At 66.3% G+C, this 15,823-nt stretch carries 13 protein-coding genes; 5 read left to right on the plus strand and 8 right to left on the minus strand.

The features are described 5' to 3' along the window. Positions 1-35 precede the first annotated feature (35 nt). Positions 36-1,070, minus strand: a complete 1,035-nt coding sequence (locus tag G7045_RS03440) for a bifunctional riboflavin kinase/FAD synthetase (RefSeq protein ID WP_166157367.1) — start codon at positions 1,068-1,070, stop codon at positions 36-38. A gap of 172 nt (positions 1,071-1,242) precedes the next feature. Here G7045_RS03440 and G7045_RS03445 point away from each other — a divergent pair, with 172 nt between their 5' ends. Then, positions 1,243-2,181 (plus strand): bestrophin family protein, encoded by a 939-nt coding sequence (locus tag G7045_RS03445; RefSeq protein WP_166157370.1) that lies wholly within the window; start codon positions 1,243-1,245, stop codon positions 2,179-2,181. Here G7045_RS03445 and G7045_RS03450 read toward each other — a convergent pair whose 3' ends face one another. Further along, positions 2,182-3,486 carry a tetratricopeptide repeat protein gene (locus G7045_RS03450; RefSeq protein ID WP_166160333.1) on the minus strand — a complete coding sequence of 435 codons (1,305 nt, stop codon included), beginning with the start codon at positions 3,484-3,486 and terminating at the stop codon, positions 2,182-2,184. Between the two features lie 147 nt (positions 3,487-3,633). Between G7045_RS03450 and purN the strand changes: the two genes are divergently transcribed. Both purN and G7045_RS03460 read left to right on the plus strand, forming a co-directional pair. Continuing rightward, positions 3,634-4,212 (plus strand): phosphoribosylglycinamide formyltransferase, encoded by a 579-nt coding sequence (purN, locus tag G7045_RS03455; protein WP_166157373.1) that lies wholly within the window; start codon positions 3,634-3,636, stop codon positions 4,210-4,212. Positions 4,213-4,290: 78 nt separating this feature from the next. After that, positions 4,291-5,562 (plus strand): RsmB/NOP family class I SAM-dependent RNA methyltransferase, encoded by a 1,272-nt coding sequence (locus G7045_RS03460; protein ID WP_166157376.1) that lies wholly within the window; start codon positions 4,291-4,293, stop codon positions 5,560-5,562. 330 nt (positions 5,563-5,892) lie between these two features. Here the strand turns inward: G7045_RS03460 and rpmG are convergent, their stop codons facing one another. From rpmG to trxB, 3 genes are all read right to left on the minus strand, one after another. Further along, entirely contained in the window at positions 5,893-6,063 is a 171-nt protein-coding gene (rpmG, locus tag G7045_RS03465) for a 50S ribosomal protein L33 (protein WP_166157379.1), read from the minus strand. A 20-nt stretch (positions 6,064-6,083) separates the two neighbouring features. Further along, positions 6,084-6,317 carry a 50S ribosomal protein L28 gene (gene rpmB / locus G7045_RS03470; protein WP_166157382.1) on the minus strand — a complete coding sequence of 78 codons (234 nt, stop codon included), beginning with the start codon at positions 6,315-6,317 and terminating at the stop codon, positions 6,084-6,086. A 144-nt stretch (positions 6,318-6,461) separates the two neighbouring features. Further along, on the minus strand, positions 6,462-7,415 hold the full coding sequence (gene trxB, locus G7045_RS03475) for a thioredoxin-disulfide reductase (RefSeq protein WP_166157384.1): 954 nt from the start codon (positions 7,413-7,415) through the stop codon (positions 6,462-6,464). A gap of 116 nt (positions 7,416-7,531) precedes the next feature. Between trxB and G7045_RS03480 the strand changes: the two genes are divergently transcribed. Together G7045_RS03480 and lolA are read left to right on the plus strand one after the other, a co-directional pair. Beyond that, positions 7,532-9,859, plus strand: a complete 2,328-nt coding sequence (locus G7045_RS03480; RefSeq protein WP_166157387.1) for a DNA translocase FtsK — start codon at positions 7,532-7,534, stop codon at positions 9,857-9,859. 2 nt (positions 9,860-9,861) lie between these two features. Beyond that, positions 9,862-10,497 carry an outer membrane lipoprotein chaperone LolA gene (gene lolA / locus G7045_RS03485; protein ID WP_166157390.1) on the plus strand — a complete coding sequence of 212 codons (636 nt, stop codon included), beginning with the start codon at positions 9,862-9,864 and terminating at the stop codon, positions 10,495-10,497. Positions 10,498-10,865: 368 nt separating this feature from the next. Here the strand turns inward: lolA and ribD are convergent, their stop codons facing one another. The 3 genes from ribD to G7045_RS03500 are packed head-to-tail and all read right to left on the minus strand — an operon-like array spanning position 10,866 to position 15,811. Then, positions 10,866-11,978, minus strand: coding sequence for a bifunctional diaminohydroxyphosphoribosylaminopyrimidine deaminase/5-amino-6-(5-phosphoribosylamino)uracil reductase RibD (ribD, locus tag G7045_RS03490; protein ID WP_240919259.1), 1,113 nt, complete (start codon positions 11,976-11,978; stop codon positions 10,866-10,868). Beyond that, on the minus strand, positions 11,975-12,802 hold the full coding sequence (locus tag G7045_RS03495; protein WP_166157393.1) for an alpha/beta fold hydrolase: 828 nt from the start codon (positions 12,800-12,802) through the stop codon (positions 11,975-11,977). Before G7045_RS03495 ends, ribD begins: the two co-directional genes overlap by 4 nt. Before the next feature lie 24 nt (positions 12,803-12,826). After that, positions 12,827-15,811, minus strand: a complete 2,985-nt coding sequence (locus G7045_RS03500; RefSeq protein WP_166157396.1) for a DNA methyltransferase — start codon at positions 15,809-15,811, stop codon at positions 12,827-12,829. Between the last annotated feature and the right edge of the window lie 12 nt (positions 15,812-15,823).

The raw sequence follows: 15,823 nt of genomic DNA on the forward strand, positions 1-15,823 counted from the left end.
CGCACAGGGACAGGGGCGGGGCGCGGGCGGCCCCGTCAAATTCGGTCGCGCGTGGTCTGGCGGTGGGTTTCGGCGTGGCCGGCAAAGTACGCCCGGGCGTCTTCGCAGTCGCGGGCGATGCCTTGGGTGAGGGCCGCGAGGCTGTCGTATTTCAGCTCGTCGTGCAGTTTGTGCAGCAGTTCCACGCGGATGATTTTACCGTAGCCCCCCTCGGCGCCGAGGTGCGCGGGCCAGTCCAGGCAGTGCGTCTCCAGCAGCACGCGCCCGCCATTGACGTCGTTCGGGTCGAGCGAGGGTCGCACCCCGAGGTTGGCCACGCCCTGCAGCGGCGTATCGCTCAGGCCATGCACCCGCACGGCAAAAATGCCGCTGGCGGCAGGCTTCCAGTGGGCAAAGCGCAGGTTCAGGGTGCGAAAGCCGTCGCCGGCGCCGGCACGCGACTCGGCCAGCTGGCGCCCGAGCTTGCGCCCGTGCAGCACGTGGCCGCTGATGCTGTAGGGCCGGCCCAAGAGGCGCGCGGCAGCCTGCATGTCGCCGCTGGCCAGGGCGCTGCGCACCTCGGTGCTGGAGACGCGCGTGCCGTGCACCTCGTAACTGTTCATGCGCGCAACATCAACGCCGCGTGCCTGGCCGCAGGCGTCGAGCAGGGCGTAGTCGCCCGCGCGCTGGGCGCCAAAGCGGAAGTCGTCACCGACGAGTACGTAGCGCGCGCCCAGGCTGCGCTGCACCACCTGGTCGATGAAGTCCTGCGCCGACAGCGCGGCGAACGCGGCGTTGAAGGGCTGCACCACGACCTGTTCCACGCCGCAGTCCTGCAGCTGCGAGAGTTTGTCGCGCAGCGTGCCAATGCGCGCCGGCGCCAGCGCGGGCTTGCGCAAGGCGGCGGCAAAGTAGTCGCGCGGGTGCGGCTCGAAGGTCAGCACGCAGCTGGGCACGCCGCGCAGGTGCGCCTCGTGCGCGAGCAGCGCCAGCATGGCGCGGTGGCCCCGGTGCACGCCGTCAAAGTTGCCAATGGTCAGCGCGCAGGCGCTGGCCAAACCCGGCCGATGAAAGCCACGGAAGATTTTCATGCTTTTATTTTGATAGCGGCTGGCGCAAGCCTGGCAAGCGCGGGAGCCCTGTTTCAATAGGAGACGGAGTATATTGCGCCCGGCAGCCTCGCGGCGGCAGGCATCGCTCGGCGGCGGCGGGAAACCGGCCTGGGTTTGTGGTTGAATTGAGGGTTTTCCCTGGGGTTTGTCCATGATCGTCCGCGAGCGCCCGTCGGGGCTGCGTTTGTTTTTGTTGCTGCGCGGTTCGATCTTGCAGCGCATTCGCCTGATGCTGCTGGTCAACACTTTGCTGGCGCTGGCTGTGACCTTGGTGCATGGTCATTTGTTCACGCTCAAGGTCACGCTGACGCCGGTGCCGTTCACGCTGATTGGCCTGCCGCTGGCGATTTTTCTCGGGTTTCGCAACACCGCCGCTTACGACCGCTATTGGGAGGCGCGCAAGCTCTGGGGTGAGATCACCCTGCGCCTGCGAACCTTGTCGCGCCAATGCCAATCGCTGCTGGCGCTGCCCGCGCTGCAGAGCCCCCGCTCCGACGATGTGCGCGTGCGCATGGTGCACCGGGGTATTGCTTTTGCGCACGCCCTGCGCTTGCAGCTGCGCGGGCAGAGCGATGCGCCGCTGCTGCAACACTGGCTGGGGACAAAGGAGTGGGCACAGCTGCAGCGCCAGCGCGCCGCACTGCCCGACGCCTTGCTGCTGGTCATGGGCCGCGACTTGGGGGCCGAGTTGCGCGCGGGCCGCATCGAGCCCTGCCTGGCCGCAGCGGTGGATGCCACGCTGTCGGCGCTTACAGCGGCAGCGGCCGCGTGCGAGCGCATCAAAAATACGCCGGTGCCGTTCTCGTACACCCTGCTGCTGCACCGCACGGCCTATCTGTACTGCTTCTTGCTGCCCTTCGGGTTGGTCGATACCGTGGGCTTTATGACGCCCTTCGTCGTGGCCATCGTCGCCTACACCTTCTTCGGTCTGGATGCAGTGGGCGACGAACTGGAGGAGCCCTTCGGCCTGGAGAGCAACGATCTGCCGCTCGACACCCTGTGCCGGGGCATCGAGATCAGCCTGCTGGCCTCGCTCGGCGAGACCGAGCTGCCGGCGCCGCTGGCGCCGGTGGACTTTCAGCTGACGTGATCAGGCGGCCTTGTAGGCCGTGATGACGAAGCCTTGGACGGGCTCCCGGTTCTCGTAACGCAACACGGTGTCTTCCACATCTACGCGCACAAAGCCTGCCGCTCGGCACAGTGCTTCGATGTGGCTGCGTTGGTGTGCGTAGCGGCCGGTGCTGGGCAGCGTGAGCGTGGCACCATTTTCCGGTGCACTTTCACACGAAAAAATCATGTGTCCACCCGGTAGCAGGATGCGGTGCGCATTCGGGATGATTTCGTCGAGTGCTCCAGCATAGGGAAAAACGTCAAGTGCTGTGATGACGTGGTACAGCGCGTCGGGAGTTTCGTGCAGCGCGTCGTGCAGATTGACGGTGTGAAAGCGGTCGTAAACGTTGTGGCGGGTCGCTTGCTCGACCATTTTGCGCGAAGTATCAACGCCGATGAGGAAACCTTCGATACGCCCCAGGCAGACGCCAAGCAGGCCGGTGCCGCAGCCCAGATCCAGCACGTTGAAGGGCTTGCCGGCGTGCAGATTCTTGATTTGCGTTGCCACTTGTTTGGGCAGTTGGTAGCCCAAGCCGCGCACCATGTGGAGGTCGTAAATTTCAGCCATGTTGTCGAACAGGGATTGGTTCAGAGCCACGGGCTGCTGCGTGGGGACTTGACCGTGGGCCAGGGCGTTGTAGTACGCGTAGACCGAATCGCCAGGGGCTTGGGCCAGTAGTTCCGTAGTGTCTGCAATGGCCCTGGCGGGTGTTTGCGCTGCGAGCAGGGTTTGCACGCGGCCCAGGCGCGCTTGGGCATCGGCAGGGTTTTGTTCGATCAATGCGCCCCAGATGTCAAGTGCTTCGGCGTGTGCACCTTCGGTGCTCAGGTCGCGTGCGAGCAAATGGCGCAGCTGTACGTCGCCTGGCACCAGCTCCAAGCCCCGGCGCAAATGGCGAATCGCCATCTCGTTGTGGCTGGCGCGGTGGGCAATGTCAACCACACCGGCCAGCACCTGCAGGTTGCGTGGCTCGATCGTGGCTACTTTTTCAGCCGTTTCGGTCGCTTCTTTGAACTGGTTTTGCCGCGCCAGCAGCAGTGCGAGCTCCAGCAGACCAGGCCCCCAGTTTGGCGCCATAGCGACGCATTTGCGCAGCGCATCAAAGGCTCCTTGGATGTTGCCCGATTTTTCTGCCATCCAGCTGGCAACCATGAAGGTGCGTGCATCGTTGGGCGATTTCTTTTGGGCTCGATTGAGTGTTTGTGCTGCCTGCTGGAGATCACCTTGGGCGATTTGTGCACGGGCCGTGTCAAGATATTGGCGGATGGGATCGGCGATGCTCATGGCTTGATGTGAAATATAAAAAAGGAGGCGAGAATTTTTCGTGAACCTGCCATTATCGAAGATGTGATGGTGTTGGCGGTACGTGGGATCGGTAACGTAACCTCCGGCCCGTGTGATCAGGCGCCGCCAGGGATAATCCCCCACCTTATGAAAAACATCGTCATCTTGATCTCGGGCGGCGGCTCGAACATGGCTGCCATCGTGCGTGCGGCGCAGCAGCAGGACTGGGCGCGCAGCCTGGGGGCGCAGGTGGCCGCCGTGGTCAGCAACAAGGCCGAGGCCAAGGGCTTGGACTTTGCCCGCGCCCAGGGCATTGCCACCGAGGTGCTCAACCACAAAGACTTTGCCAGCCGCGAAGATTTTGACGCGGCGCTGGCGCAGGTGATCGACCGCTACCAGCCGGCGCTGGTGGTGCTGGCGGGCTTCATGCGCATCCTCACACCGGGTTTTGTGGCGCACTACGCTGGACGCATCATCAACATCCACCCTTCGCTGCTGCCGGCCTTCACCGGCCTGCACACGCACCAGCGCGCGATTGATGCCGGCTGCAAATTTGCCGGTGCCACCGTGCACCAGGTGACGGCTGAGCTGGATGTGGGCCCCATCCTGGAGCAGGCCGTGGTGCCGGTGCTGCCCGGCGACACGGCCGACACCCTGGCCGCGCGGGTGCTGACGCAAGAGCACGTGATCTACCCGCGCGCGGTGGCGGCTTTGTTGCGGGGCTGAGGGGCGCATCCAGCAGGGGCCGGTACCGGGTATCCGGGCGCCGTGGGAGGGTGGCGGGTAAATGGGACAATCGCCCCCATGCATCCCAAAGCCCTTTTAGACGCCTGCGCTGAACTCGTCAGGCTGACCCTTTCTTTTGAACACCCGGCCGACGCCGTGGTGTCGCGTTTTTTCCGTGACCATCGCAACCTGGGGCAGCGCGAGCGCGCCACCCTGGCCGAGACCACGTACGCCGTGCTGCGCCAGAAAATCCTGTTCGAGCAGCTCGCGCGCTCAGGATCGGGGCCGAAGGAGCGGCGCCTGGCCATTCTGGGCTTTTATGGCCCGCGCGACTTTCTCAAAAGCGCCCTGAACGAGCAGGAAAAAGCCTGGATCGACGCCTGCGACAGCGTGCGCCCCGATGAACTGCTCGAACCCCAGCGCCACAACCTGCCGCAGTGGCTGGCCGAGCCGCTCAAAGCCCAGCTGGGCGCGGGCTTTTGGCCGCTGGCCGAGAGCCTGCAGCAGCAGGCGCCGCTCGATCTGCGCGTCAACGCTTTACAAGAAAAACGCGAGCAAGTGCAGAAGGAGCTTGCGCAAGCAGCTATCAAATCAGAAGCAACGCCGTACTCCCCCTGGGGCCTGCGGGTGCAGGGCAAGCCGGCGCTGAACAAGCTCGACGCCTTCACGCGCGGCGCGCTCGAGGTGCAGGACGAAGGCTCACAGCTGCTGGCACTGCTGCTCGATGCCAAGCGTGGCGAGATGGTGGTGGATTTTTGTGCCGGTGCTGGCGGCAAGACCCTGGCGATTGGTGCGCAGATGCGCAACACCGGGCGGCTGTATGCGTTCGACGTCTCGGGCCACCGGCTCGATGCGCTCAAGCCGCGCCTGGCGCGCTCGGGCCTGTCGAACGTGCACCCGGCGGCGATTGCGCACGAGCGCGATGAGCGCGTCAAGCGCCTGGCCGGCAAGATCGACCGCGTGCTGGTCGATGCACCGTGCTCGGGCCTGGGCACGCTGCGGCGCAACCCCGATTTGAAATGGCGCCAAAGCCCGCAGGCCGTGGCCGAATTGACGGTCAAGCAGGCGGCGATTCTGGCCAGCGCTGCGCGCCTGGTGAAAAGCGGCGGGCGCCTGGTGTACGCCACCTGCAGCGTGCTGCCCGAGGAGAACGAGGCCATTGCCGAAGCCTTTGGCGCTGCGCACCCCGACTTTGCGCCGCTGGCGGCCGGCGAGCTGCTGGCGCAATTGAAGGTGGAGGGCACCGCCAGCCTGTGCAGCGGCGGCGACGATGGCCAGCGCTACCTGCGCCTGTGGCCGCACCTGCACCAGACGGATGGCTTTTTTGCCGCTGTGTGGCAGAGGAACTAAGCCCCCATCCCAGCCTTCCCCCAGAGGGCTTATGTATGCACACATCTTTTTTTGATAGCGCACAACGCTTGTTTGGCGCTGGTTTGCACTCCCTCTCCCCTTGCGGGAGAGGGTTGGGGAGAGGGGTGAATAGGCAAGGTGCTGCCAGCGCCCCCTCTCCCCCGGCCCCTCCCCCGCGAGGGGGGAGGGGAGCAAAAACCGCCCTTTGACCAGGCGGATGGGAGCCGTCAAAAGATGTGTGCATACACAAGCCCAGAGGGGGAAGGGGCCCAAAAACAAAAAACCGCCAAGGCTTGCGCCGTGGCGGTTTTTTGGGAGGGCGGGGCCGAATTACTTCAGCTTCGCTTCCTTGTACTCGACGTGCTTGCGCGCCTTGGGGTCGAACTTCATGATCGACATCTTTTCAGGCATCGTCTTCTTGTTCTTGGTGGTGGTGTAGAAGTGACCGGTGCTCGCCGTGGAGACCAGCTTGATCTTTTCGCGTCCGCCTTTAGTAGCCATGGTGTTTCTCCTTCAGGAAATTAAGCTTGGCCACGGGCACGCATGTCTGCGAGCACGGAGTCGATACCGTTCTTGTCGATCAGGCGCAGGGCGGCGCTGGAGACGCGCAGGCGCACCCAACGGTTTTCGCTCTCCACCCAGAAACGGCGGTACTGCAGGTTGGGCAGGAAACGGCGCTTGGTTTTGATGTTCGAGTGGGAGACGTTGTGTCCCACCATGGGCTTCTTGCCCGTTACTTCACATACGCGTGCCATGAGGACACTCCGATAGTTGCACGGCTGCAAGCCCTGAAACACGGCCTGCAACCTCACCTCGCCAGAATAGGGGTGGCGGTAACCCCGCTGCTCTGGGTTGGGGCCAAAGCAGCAAAGCCCGCGATTATAGCGCGGTGCGCGGATTTACCCTTGTTGCTCCAAAAAGCGCTGGGCATCGAGCGCCGCCATGCAGCCCGTGCCGGCGCTCGTAATCGCTTGGCGGTACACGTGGTCCTGCACGTCGCCGGCGGCAAACACGCCGGGCACGCTGGTTTGCGTGGCAAAGCCCTTGAGTCCGCCCTGGGTGACGATGTAGCCGTTTTCCAGTGTCAGCTGGCCCTGGAAAATCTCGGTATTGGGCGCGTGGCCGATGGCGATGAAGCAGCCTTGCAGGGCAATATCTTCGCTGTGTCCGTCCTCGGTGCTCTGGATGCGGATGCCAGTCACGCCGCTGTCGTCGCCCAGCACCTCTTGCAAGTTGAAGAAGGTTTTAAGAGCTATCTTGCCCTCGGCCACCTTGGCCATCAGCTTGTCGATCAGGATGGGTTCGGCGCGGAACTTGTCGCGCCGGTGTACCAGCGTCACCTTGCGCGCGATGTTGGCCAGGTACAGGGCTTCCTCCACGGCGGTGTTGCCGCCGCCGATCACGCACACGTCCTGCTCGCGGTAGAAAAAGCCGTCGCAGGTGGCGCAGGCCGACACGCCCCGGCCCATGAACGCTGCTTCGCTGGGCAGGCCCAGGTACTTGGCCGAGGCGCCGGTGGCGATGATGAGCGCGTCGCAGGTGTACTGGCCGCTGTCGCCCGTCAGCGTGAAGGGGCGCTTGGAAAAATCAACCTGGTTGATGTGGTCGAAGATGATGTTGGTCTTGAAGCGCTCGGCGTGCTCCAAAAAGCGCTGCATCAGCTCCGGGCCTTGCACGCCGGCGACGTCGGCGGGCCAGTTATCGACCTCGGTGGTCGTGGTCAGCTGCCCGCCCTGGGCCATGCCGGTGATGAGCACGGGGTTGAGGTTGGCGCGCGCGGCGTAGATGGCGGCGGTGTAGCCAGCGGGACCGGAGCCGAGGATCAGAACCTGGGCGTGTTGCGAAGTGCTCATGGTGTTTTTCCTGTGGTACGCCCCGAAGGGCAAACACCGATTGTAGGGAGGCCCGCCCAGCGCCTGCAGCGCGCACGGCTTGGCAGCCCTGCTTGCTGTAAGCTTGCCCGCCTGCCATGACCTACTCGCTCAACACCCTGAACGCATCCTCCGCCGGCAAGGCTGCGGCGCGCACCGGTATCGCCCGCGTCGGCCAAGAATTGAGCCTGGTGCTGGGCCTGGTGGCCCTCGTCGTCTGGCTGCTGGCATTGCTCAGTTACTCGCCGCAGGATGCGGCCTGGTCCACCTCGGGCACCGGCGCCATGGCCAGCAACTGGGTGGGGCGCCTGGGCGCCTGGCTGGCCGACAGCAGTTACTTTTTGCTCGGGTTTTCCTGCTGGTGGGGCGTGCTGGTGCTCGCCTGGGGCTGGGCGACGGCGCTGGCGCGCTGGATGCGCGGCGGCCAGGAGCCCGAGGGCGCCCCCGGGCCGCTGCTGCGCCGGCTCATGTTCTGGGGTGGCATGGTGCTGATGCTGTGCACCAGCACCATGCTCGAATGGACGCGCCTGTACCGCTTTGAAGACCACCTGCCCAGCCACGCCGGCGGCGTGCTCGGCTACCTGCTCGGGCCGCAGGCCATGCGCTGGCTGGGCTTTACGGGCTCGGGGCTCTTGGGCATCGTGCTGGCGGTGCTGGCGCTGGCGCTGGTGTTTCGCTTCTCCTGGGGGCAGCTGGCCGAGGGGCTGGGCGCGCGCATCGACGCCCTGGTGCAGCGGCTGCTCACCCAGCGCGAAAAAGCCCGCGACCAGGCCGTGGGCCGGCGCGCGGCCAAGGCGCGTGCCGAGGTCGTGCAGGAGGAGCGCGCCGAAAGCGCCGCGCACCACCCGCAGCCGGTAAAAATCGTTGAACCCGTGCTCGACGAGGCGCCGCAGAGCAGCCGGGTCGTGAAGGAGCGCCAGCAGCCGCTGTTCACCGAGATGCCCGACAGCCACCTGCCGCAGGTCGATCTGCTCGACCGCGCCCAGGCGCGCCAGGAAAGCGTGGCCGCCGAGACGCTGGAGATGACCAGCCGCCTGATCGAGAAAAAGCTCAAGGACTTTGGCGTCGATGTCACCGTGGTGCAGGCCGAGCCCGGCCCCGTCATCACGCGCTACGAGATCGAGCCCGCCACCGGCGTCAAGGGCGCGCAGATCGTCAACCTGGCCAAAGACCTGGCGCGCTCGCTGTCGCTGGTGTCGATCCGCGTCGTCGAGACCATCCCGGGCAAGACCACCATGGCGCTGGAGCTGCCCAACGCCCGGCGCCAGACCATCCGCCTGTCCGAAGTGCTGGGCTCGCAGGTGTACCACGACGCCAAGAGCCTGCTCACCGTCGGCCTGGGCAAGGACATCGTCGGCAACCCGGTGGTGGCCGATCTGGCCAAGATGCCGCACTGCCTGGTGGCGGGCACCACCGGCTCGGGCAAGTCGGTGGGCATCAACGCCATGATTTTGAGCCTGCTGTACAAGGCCGAGGCGCGCGACGTGCGCCTCTTGATGATCGACCCCAAGATGCTGGAGATGAGCGTCTACGAGGGCATCCCGCACCTGCTGTGCCCGGTCGTCACCGATATGAAGCAGGCTGCCAACGGCCTGAACTGGTGCGTCGCCGAGATGGAGCGGCGCTACAAACTCATGAGCAAGGTCGGGGTGCGCAACCTCGCCGGCTACAACGCCAAAATCGACGAGGCCAAGGAGCGCGGCGAGATCATCGCCAACCCCTTCAGCCTCACGCCCGAAGCGCCCGAGCCGCTGGCGCGCCTGCCGCACATCGTCGTCATCATCGACGAGCTGGCCGACCTGATGATGGTCGTGGGCAAGAAGATCGAGGAGCTGATCGCGCGCCTGGCGCAAAAGGCGCGCGCTGCCGGCATCCACCTGATTCTGGCCACGCAGCGCCCGAGCGTGGACGTGATCACCGGCCTCATCAAGGCCAACATTCCGGCGCGCATCGCGTTCTCGGTGGGCAGCAAGATCGACAGCCGCACCATCCTCGACCAGATGGGCGCCGAGGCCCTGCTGGGCATGGGCGACATGCTCTACATGGCCAGCGGCACCGGCCTGCCGGTGCGCGTGCACGGCGCCTTCGTCAGCGATGAGGAAGTGCACCGCGTCGTCAGCTACCTCAAAAGCCAGGGCGAGCCCGACTACATCGACGGCGTGCTCGACGCCAGCGAAGGCAGCGAAGACGGCGGCGGCGAGGCCGGCGAAGGCGCCAGCGCCAGCGGCGAGCAAGACCCGATGTACGACCAGGCGGTGGAGGTGGTGCTCAAAGACCGCAAGGCCAGCATCTCCTACGTGCAGCGCAAGCTGCGCATTGGCTACAACCGCTCGGCCAATTTGCTCGAACAAATGGAACGCGCCGGCCTGGTCAGCGCTCTCACCGCCAGCGGCCAGCGCGAGGTGCTGGTGCCGGCACGGGAATGACCATGAAACTCAAGATTGCTATCGTTTTACTAGCTGCTAGCGCGCACTGCGCCTGGGCTGACGGCCTCAAAAGCCTCGAAACCTTCATGCGCGACGTACGCAGCGGCCGTGCCAGCTTCACGCAAACCGTCACCCCCCCGCCCAAAGACGGGCAGACCGCGCGCAGCAAGCAGTCCAGCGGCGACTTCGCCTTTGCGCGCCCGGGGCGCTTTCGCTTTGACTACACCAAGCCCTTTGCCCAAACCATCGTCGCCGACGGCAAGACGCTGTGGCTCTACGACCCCGACCTGAACCAGGTCACCCAGCGCGTGCAAGACCAGGCCCTGGGCAGCACGCCGGCGGCGCTGCTGACCTCCGCCACCGACCTGGCGGCGCTGCGCGCCGAATTCGTGCTTGAAAACGCCCCCGACCAGGACGGCCTGCAGTGGGTGCTGGCGCGCCCCAAAGCCCTGGGCGGCCAGCTGCAAAGCGTGCGCGTGGGCTTTGCCGGCGCGCAGCTGGCGGTGCTGGAGATTGAAGACAGCTTCGGCCAACGCTCGCACATTCGGTTTACGGGCCTGCAAACCAACCCCAGCCTGCCGGCAGCCACCTTCCACTTCCAGGTGCCGGCGGGCGCCGACGTGCAAAAGCTCAATTAAAAAACGGGAACGGCCCTCACTTTTTGATAGCGCGTTGCGCTGATGGGGCGCGGGTTTTGCTCCCTCTCCCCTTGCGGGCTTGTGTATGCACACATCTTTTGACGGCTCCCATCCGCCTGGTCAAAGGGCGGTTTTTGCTCCCCTCCCCCCTCGCGGGGGAGGGGCCGGGGGAGAGGGGGCGCTGGCAGCACCTTGCCTATTCACCCCTCTCCCCAACCCTCTCCCGCAAGGGGAGAGGGAGTGCAAACCAGCGCCAAACAAGCGTTGTGCGCTATCAAAAAAGATGTGTGCATACACAAGCCCTCGCGGGGGAGGGGAGTTACAGCCGTCACGCGCCATCAAAAAGCCCGCGCGCAGCGGGAGCGTTGTTATGGCTTGCGCAGCACCAGCCGCACATCCTCGCCCACCCGCTCCATGCTGTGCCAGGCCAGCGGCGCCGCGGCTGCCAGGTGGCTCGGACCGCTCCAGTCGGCCAGGCCGCGCCCGGCGCCGAGCAGCCGGGGGGCGAGGTACAGCAGGTACTCATCGACCAGGTTGGCTTGCACCAGGGCGCCGTTCAGGCGTGCGCCGGCTTCCACGTGCAGCTCGTTGATGCCGTGCGCGCCCAGGTTGCGCAGCAGCGCCCGCAGATCGACCCGGCCATCGGCGCCGGGCAGGTGGATGACGCGCGCGCCGCGTGCCTGCAGGGCCGCGCGGCGGGCCTCTATTTCAGGGCTTAAAGGGGCTGCAAAGTAGATCAGGCAAGCGCGAGGTGCTATAAAAATTGCAGCATCCGGGGGCGTGCGCAGGGCGCTGTCGAGCAGCACCAGCTGCGGCTGGCGCGGCGTGGCCAGGGCGCGCACGTCCAGGCGCGGGTTGTCGGCCAGCACCGTGCCGACGCCGGTGAGCACGGCGCAGGCACGGGCGCGCCAAATCTGGCCGTCGGCCCGGGCGGCGGCGGCGGTGATCCACTGGCTCTCGCCGCTGGGCAGGGCGGTGAAGCCGTCGAGCGAGCCCGCCGCTTTCATCCGCACCCAGGGCAGGCCGTGCTCCATGCGGCGGAAAAAACCGATGTTGAGCGCGTGCGCCGCCTCGGCGCCCGGGCCCACGTCCACCGCCACGCCGGCGGCGCGCAGGCGCGCAAAGCCCTGGCCGCCGACCAGCGGGTTCGGGTCGCCCAGGCTGGCCACCACGCGGGCGATGCCGGCGGCCACCAGCGCGTCGCAGCAGGGCCCGGTGCGGCCCTGGTGGGCGCAGGGTTCGAGCGTGACGTAGGCCGTGGCGCCGCGCACGCTGTGCCCGCGCGCGGCGGCGTCGCGCAGCGCCATGACCTCGGCGTGCGCGCCGCCGGCCTGCTGCGTAAAGCCCTGGCCGAGCACCTGGCCGTCGGCGCTGGTGATGACGCAGCCCACGCGCGGGTTGGGGCTGGACAGGAGCAATGCCTGCTCGGCCTGCGCCAGTGCCTGGGCCATGAAAAATTCGTCCATCTGCGGGTGTGTCATGGGGTGCTCGTGGGCTGCTCGTGGGGGGGGAGGGCGGCCAGGGCGGCGGCGATGGCCGCCGCCGTGCCCTGGGGGTCTTCCATGGGGAAAAGGTGGCTGCCGTCAAGCAAGCTCATACGCCCCTGGGTGACACGCCGCGTCAGCCCCAGGCCCACCTGGCGCAGCTCGTTGGAGTGGCGCCCGCCGATGAAGGCCACCGGGCAGCGCAGCGGGTGCTGGCGCAGCAGCTGCGCCAGGTTGTGCGGCAGGGTGTTGTAGATCTGCGTCTCCACCATGCGGTCAAAGGCCAGCACGCGCTGGCCGTCGGCGTCGTGCAGGCCGTGCGTGACGTAGTCCTGCAGCACCTGCGCATCCCAGCGGGCAAAGCTTTTTTTCTGCTGGAAATGCGCCAGCGCCGCCTCGGTGCTGGGCCACTGGTGGCGCCGGCGGCGGCTGATGCGCCCGGGCGTGACCGAGGGCGCCAGGCCGGTGTGCTTGGCCAGCGCCAGGGCGTGCGCGCGCCAGCCGCCAATCAGCGGTGAGTCGAGCAGCAGCACGCCGCGCGCGAGCTCCGGGTGCTGCGCCGCCACCATGGCGCTCAAAAAACCGCCGAGCGAATGGCCGACGAGAAACGCCGGCTGGCCGTTGCGCTCTTGCTCGCGGCGGGCAAAGTCGGCCAGCTGCGCCACCAGGTGCGGCCAGTTGTTGGTGACGGGGTAGCGCGCGTCGTGCCCCAGGCGCTCGATGGCGTTGACGGCAAAGCCGCGCGCGCGCAGCTGCGCGAACAGCACGCGGTAGGTGCTGGCGGGAAAACTGTTGGCGTGGGCGAAAACGATGGGGGTCATGGGGTGGGGTGGTGGCAAAGGCGTTCAGGCGCTGTGTGCCAGGTTCAGCGCCAGGTTCAGCGCCAGCAGGCGGCGCAGGAGCTCGTCGTCCTTCATGTCGGGCTGGTAGTCCGCCCAGCCGTAGGCGGCGGCAACGGCGGCGTCGAGCTGCTGGTGCGCCGCCGCCAGCCAGGCCGGGCGCTGGTTGTAGAGCTTGGTCAGGGTGCGCTGGGCCAGCTCTTTTTCAAAACCGGGCTTGGCCACCGTGCGGTCGGGGTAGGGCGAGGCGGCCAGGCCCAGCGGCACCACCTCGGGCACGGTGTCGGTCCACTCGGGCGGGTTGAGCCAGCGCTGGCGCAGCTGGTGCAGGCGCTGGGCGGCCTGGGCGATGTCGGTTGCTATTATTTTGGTAGCTGGTAGCGCTTGCTGGTCGGGCGCTGCAGCCGTTTTTTGCTCTGAAAGATCGGCCGGGATGACGGCGCCGCAGGCCAGGGTTTCGGTGCGCTGGTGGGCGGTGTCGGCCGGCGTCAGGCCGGTGGGGAAGGGGAAGGTTTCAAAGCAGGTGGTGGGGGTGTAGCGGGGGCGGTCTTCCAGCGAGGTGCCCAGGCGCAAGGCCCAGAGTTCGTGGAAGCGGCTGTGCAGGATGCCGAAGGTGGTGTCGTCGGCGCGGGCGATGACGACGACTTGGGAATCGGGAATGACAGCGGAGGGTTGCCACACAAACAATCGATATTTGGCAACTCTGGCCGTCGCAATGAAACGTTCAAGAGGCTGCAAAGCGGCTTTCATTTCGGGTCGCGTCCGTTGTAACTTCCACCATTGCTCCCCTGTGCGACCTTCGCGGTTATTGAGTCGTGATGTCTTGACATGGTTTTCGCAATGGAGCCAAGGCGCTTCAAACATCACAGCGTGGTCTGCGGACAAATCGTTGAAATCCACAATCCATAACCCGTTGGGCCTACGGGTGATGTCCAGCCCATTGATCCATGGAGCGAGAACCGTTGCATTTGATTGGCCATGCGGGTTGGGCTGACGAAGCCACGCACGGGCGATTTCACCTGAGATATCGAATGCGCCACCTTTTTGGGTACCAATGAAAGTGGTTCCGGGGGCGTTTAGAGCGACTGCTCGCGAAAGATCGAGCAATGTGTCGTGGTCGTTTCCCCCGGTCAGATCTGAATAAATCGCGCCCATAGCGATGCCGTCGAGCGCTGCTGCTTGGTCACTTTTGCCAAACGCCACCAGAGACACCCGCACTGCAGCACCGTTGTTCACCCACGGCTCGTCGCTCCAGGCCTCAAAGATGCGCGTGGCGTCGGTGATGGCGTCGAGCACTTTGCGGTTGGCGCCGCCGCGTATGGAGTTGGTGGTGACCAGCCCGGCGCGCTGCAGTTGACCGGCGTTGATGTGCGTGCGGGCACGCTCGAACCAGTAGCACACCAGGTCGGCGCCGCCGGGCACGCGGCCGGCGTAGGTCTGGCGCAGTGCGGTGGTGTAGGCGTCGCCCAGTTCGGCGCGCATTTTCTTGTCGCCCAAAAACGGCGGGTTGCCCACCACCACGTCGGCGCGCGGCCAGGCGGCTTGGCCCTGGCCTTCGGGCGCCAGCAGCGCGTCGCGGCATTCGATGTGCTGCAGGGTGTCGAGCACGGGGTTGGTCTTGAAGGGGTAGCCGTGCGCCAGGCGCCATTGCAGCTCGCCGATCCAGACGGTGACGCGGGCGAGTTCGGCGGCGTATTCGTTGAGCTCGATGCCGAGCACGTTGTGTGGGCCGGTGACCAGGTCTTGCTCGCGCTCCAGGCCCAGTTCGGCGGCCTGCAGGTGGCTGTGCAGCTCCACGTCTTTGAGGCAGCGCAGCGCCAGGTACAAAAAGTTGCCGCTGCCGCAGGCGGGGTCGAGCGCGCGATAGTCCTTGAGCGTTTGCAGCCAGCCGATGAACAGCTGGTGCGCGGCGCGGTAGTGTTTGTCGCCTTTTTTGGTAATTTTGGCCGCCAGCGCTTGTATTTGCTGCGCGACCAGCTCCCATTTTTGTAGCAACGGGCGGCGGATGACGGGTGCGAGCAGGCGCTCGATGGTGTCCGGGTCGGTGTAGTGCGCGCCCAGCTGGCTGCGCTTGGCGGGGTCCAGGCCGCGCTCGAACAGGGTGCCGAAGATGCTGGGGTCGATGGCGCTCCAGTCCAGCTCGGCGGCGCGGCGCAGCTCGGCCAGGTCGGGGGCGGCCAGGGGCGGCACGGCAATGCTCTGGAACAGGCCGCCGTTGAACCAGGGGATGTCGTCCACGCCGAACAGGCCGCCTTGCTGCATGGCGCCAAAGAGCTGCGCCAGGCCCTGCGTCAGGCGCTCGGGCGTGCTGTGGGCGTGGCCCACCAGGCGCTCGAACATGCGCGCGGGCAGCAGGCCCACGTCTTCGGCAAAGAAGCAGAACAGGCATTGGGTGAGGAAGTGCGCCGCCTGCTGGGCGTGCACGGCCGGGGGCGTGCCCGTGGGGCAGCGTGCGCGCAGGCTCTCGGCCAGGGTGGCAAAGCTGCGTGCGGCGGCTTCGGTGATGTCGCGGTTGGTCTGGCGCGGCTTGAAGCTCTCGGGTTCGGTCCAGATGCGGCGCAGCAGGGCGCGTTTGTCGGGCTGCTCGAGCTCGTCGATGCGCAGCGCGTGCGTGGTGCTGGGGTGGCCGGTGAACTGGGTGTGGATGCGGAGGGTGAGCCGGTCGCACACCACCAGGATGGGCGGGTTGGACAGTGCCAGGCTGTAGCTGAGCAGCTGCTTGAGTGCGCTGTCGAGGTTTTTGCCGGGGGCTTTGTTTTCCCAGGCGAAAACGCCTTGCATGAAGACGTCGGCGTAGCCGGTCTTGCCGCCGACGATGGCGCTTTTTTCTTCAAAGCGGTAGCCGGCGCGGCTGCCGGGTTTGGGCACATCGAGCAGCGCGCACAGGTCCAGGAAGTGGCTTTGCGCGCCTTGCTCCTCGTTCAGGTGGTAGCCGGGGCCGGGTACGCCGCCGGGGGCGCCCCATTGGGCGATGAAGTCTTGCGGGGTCATGGGCGGGGGTGG

The sequence above is a fragment of the Acidovorax sp. HDW3 genome, from assembly GCF_011303755.1.
Taxonomy (GTDB): domain Bacteria; phylum Pseudomonadota; class Gammaproteobacteria; order Burkholderiales; family Burkholderiaceae_C; genus Paenacidovorax.

Coding starts and splice junctions, on each gene's coding strand:
- G7045_RS03500 (WP_166157396.1), bottom strand. CDS start 15,811: ATGACCCCGCAAGACTTCATCGCCCAATGGGGCGCCCCCGGCGGCGTA.
- G7045_RS03440 (WP_166157367.1), bottom strand. CDS start 1,070: ATGAAAATCTTCCGTGGCTTTCATCGGCCGGGTTTGGCCAGCGCCTGC.
- lolA (WP_166157390.1), top strand. CDS start 9,862: ATGAAACTCAAGATTGCTATCGTTTTACTAGCTGCTAGCGCGCACTGC.
- G7045_RS03460 (WP_166157376.1), top strand. CDS start 4,291: ATGCATCCCAAAGCCCTTTTAGACGCCTGCGCTGAACTCGTCAGGCTG.
- ribD (WP_240919259.1), bottom strand. CDS start 11,978: ATGACACACCCGCAGATGGACGAATTTTTCATGGCCCAGGCACTGGCG.
- G7045_RS03495 (WP_166157393.1), bottom strand. CDS start 12,802: ATGACCCCCATCGTTTTCGCCCACGCCAACAGTTTTCCCGCCAGCACC.
- purN (WP_166157373.1), top strand. CDS start 3,634: ATGAAAAACATCGTCATCTTGATCTCGGGCGGCGGCTCGAACATGGCT.
- G7045_RS03445 (WP_166157370.1), top strand. CDS start 1,243: ATGATCGTCCGCGAGCGCCCGTCGGGGCTGCGTTTGTTTTTGTTGCTG.
- rpmB (WP_166157382.1), bottom strand. CDS start 6,317: ATGGCACGCGTATGTGAAGTAACGGGCAAGAAGCCCATGGTGGGACAC.
- G7045_RS03480 (WP_166157387.1), top strand. CDS start 7,532: ATGACCTACTCGCTCAACACCCTGAACGCATCCTCCGCCGGCAAGGCT.
- G7045_RS03450 (WP_166160333.1), bottom strand. CDS start 3,486: ATGAGCATCGCCGATCCCATCCGCCAATATCTTGACACGGCCCGTGCA.
- rpmG (WP_166157379.1), bottom strand. CDS start 6,063: ATGGCTACTAAAGGCGGACGCGAAAAGATCAAGCTGGTCTCCACGGCG.
- trxB (WP_166157384.1), bottom strand. CDS start 7,415: ATGAGCACTTCGCAACACGCCCAGGTTCTGATCCTCGGCTCCGGTCCC.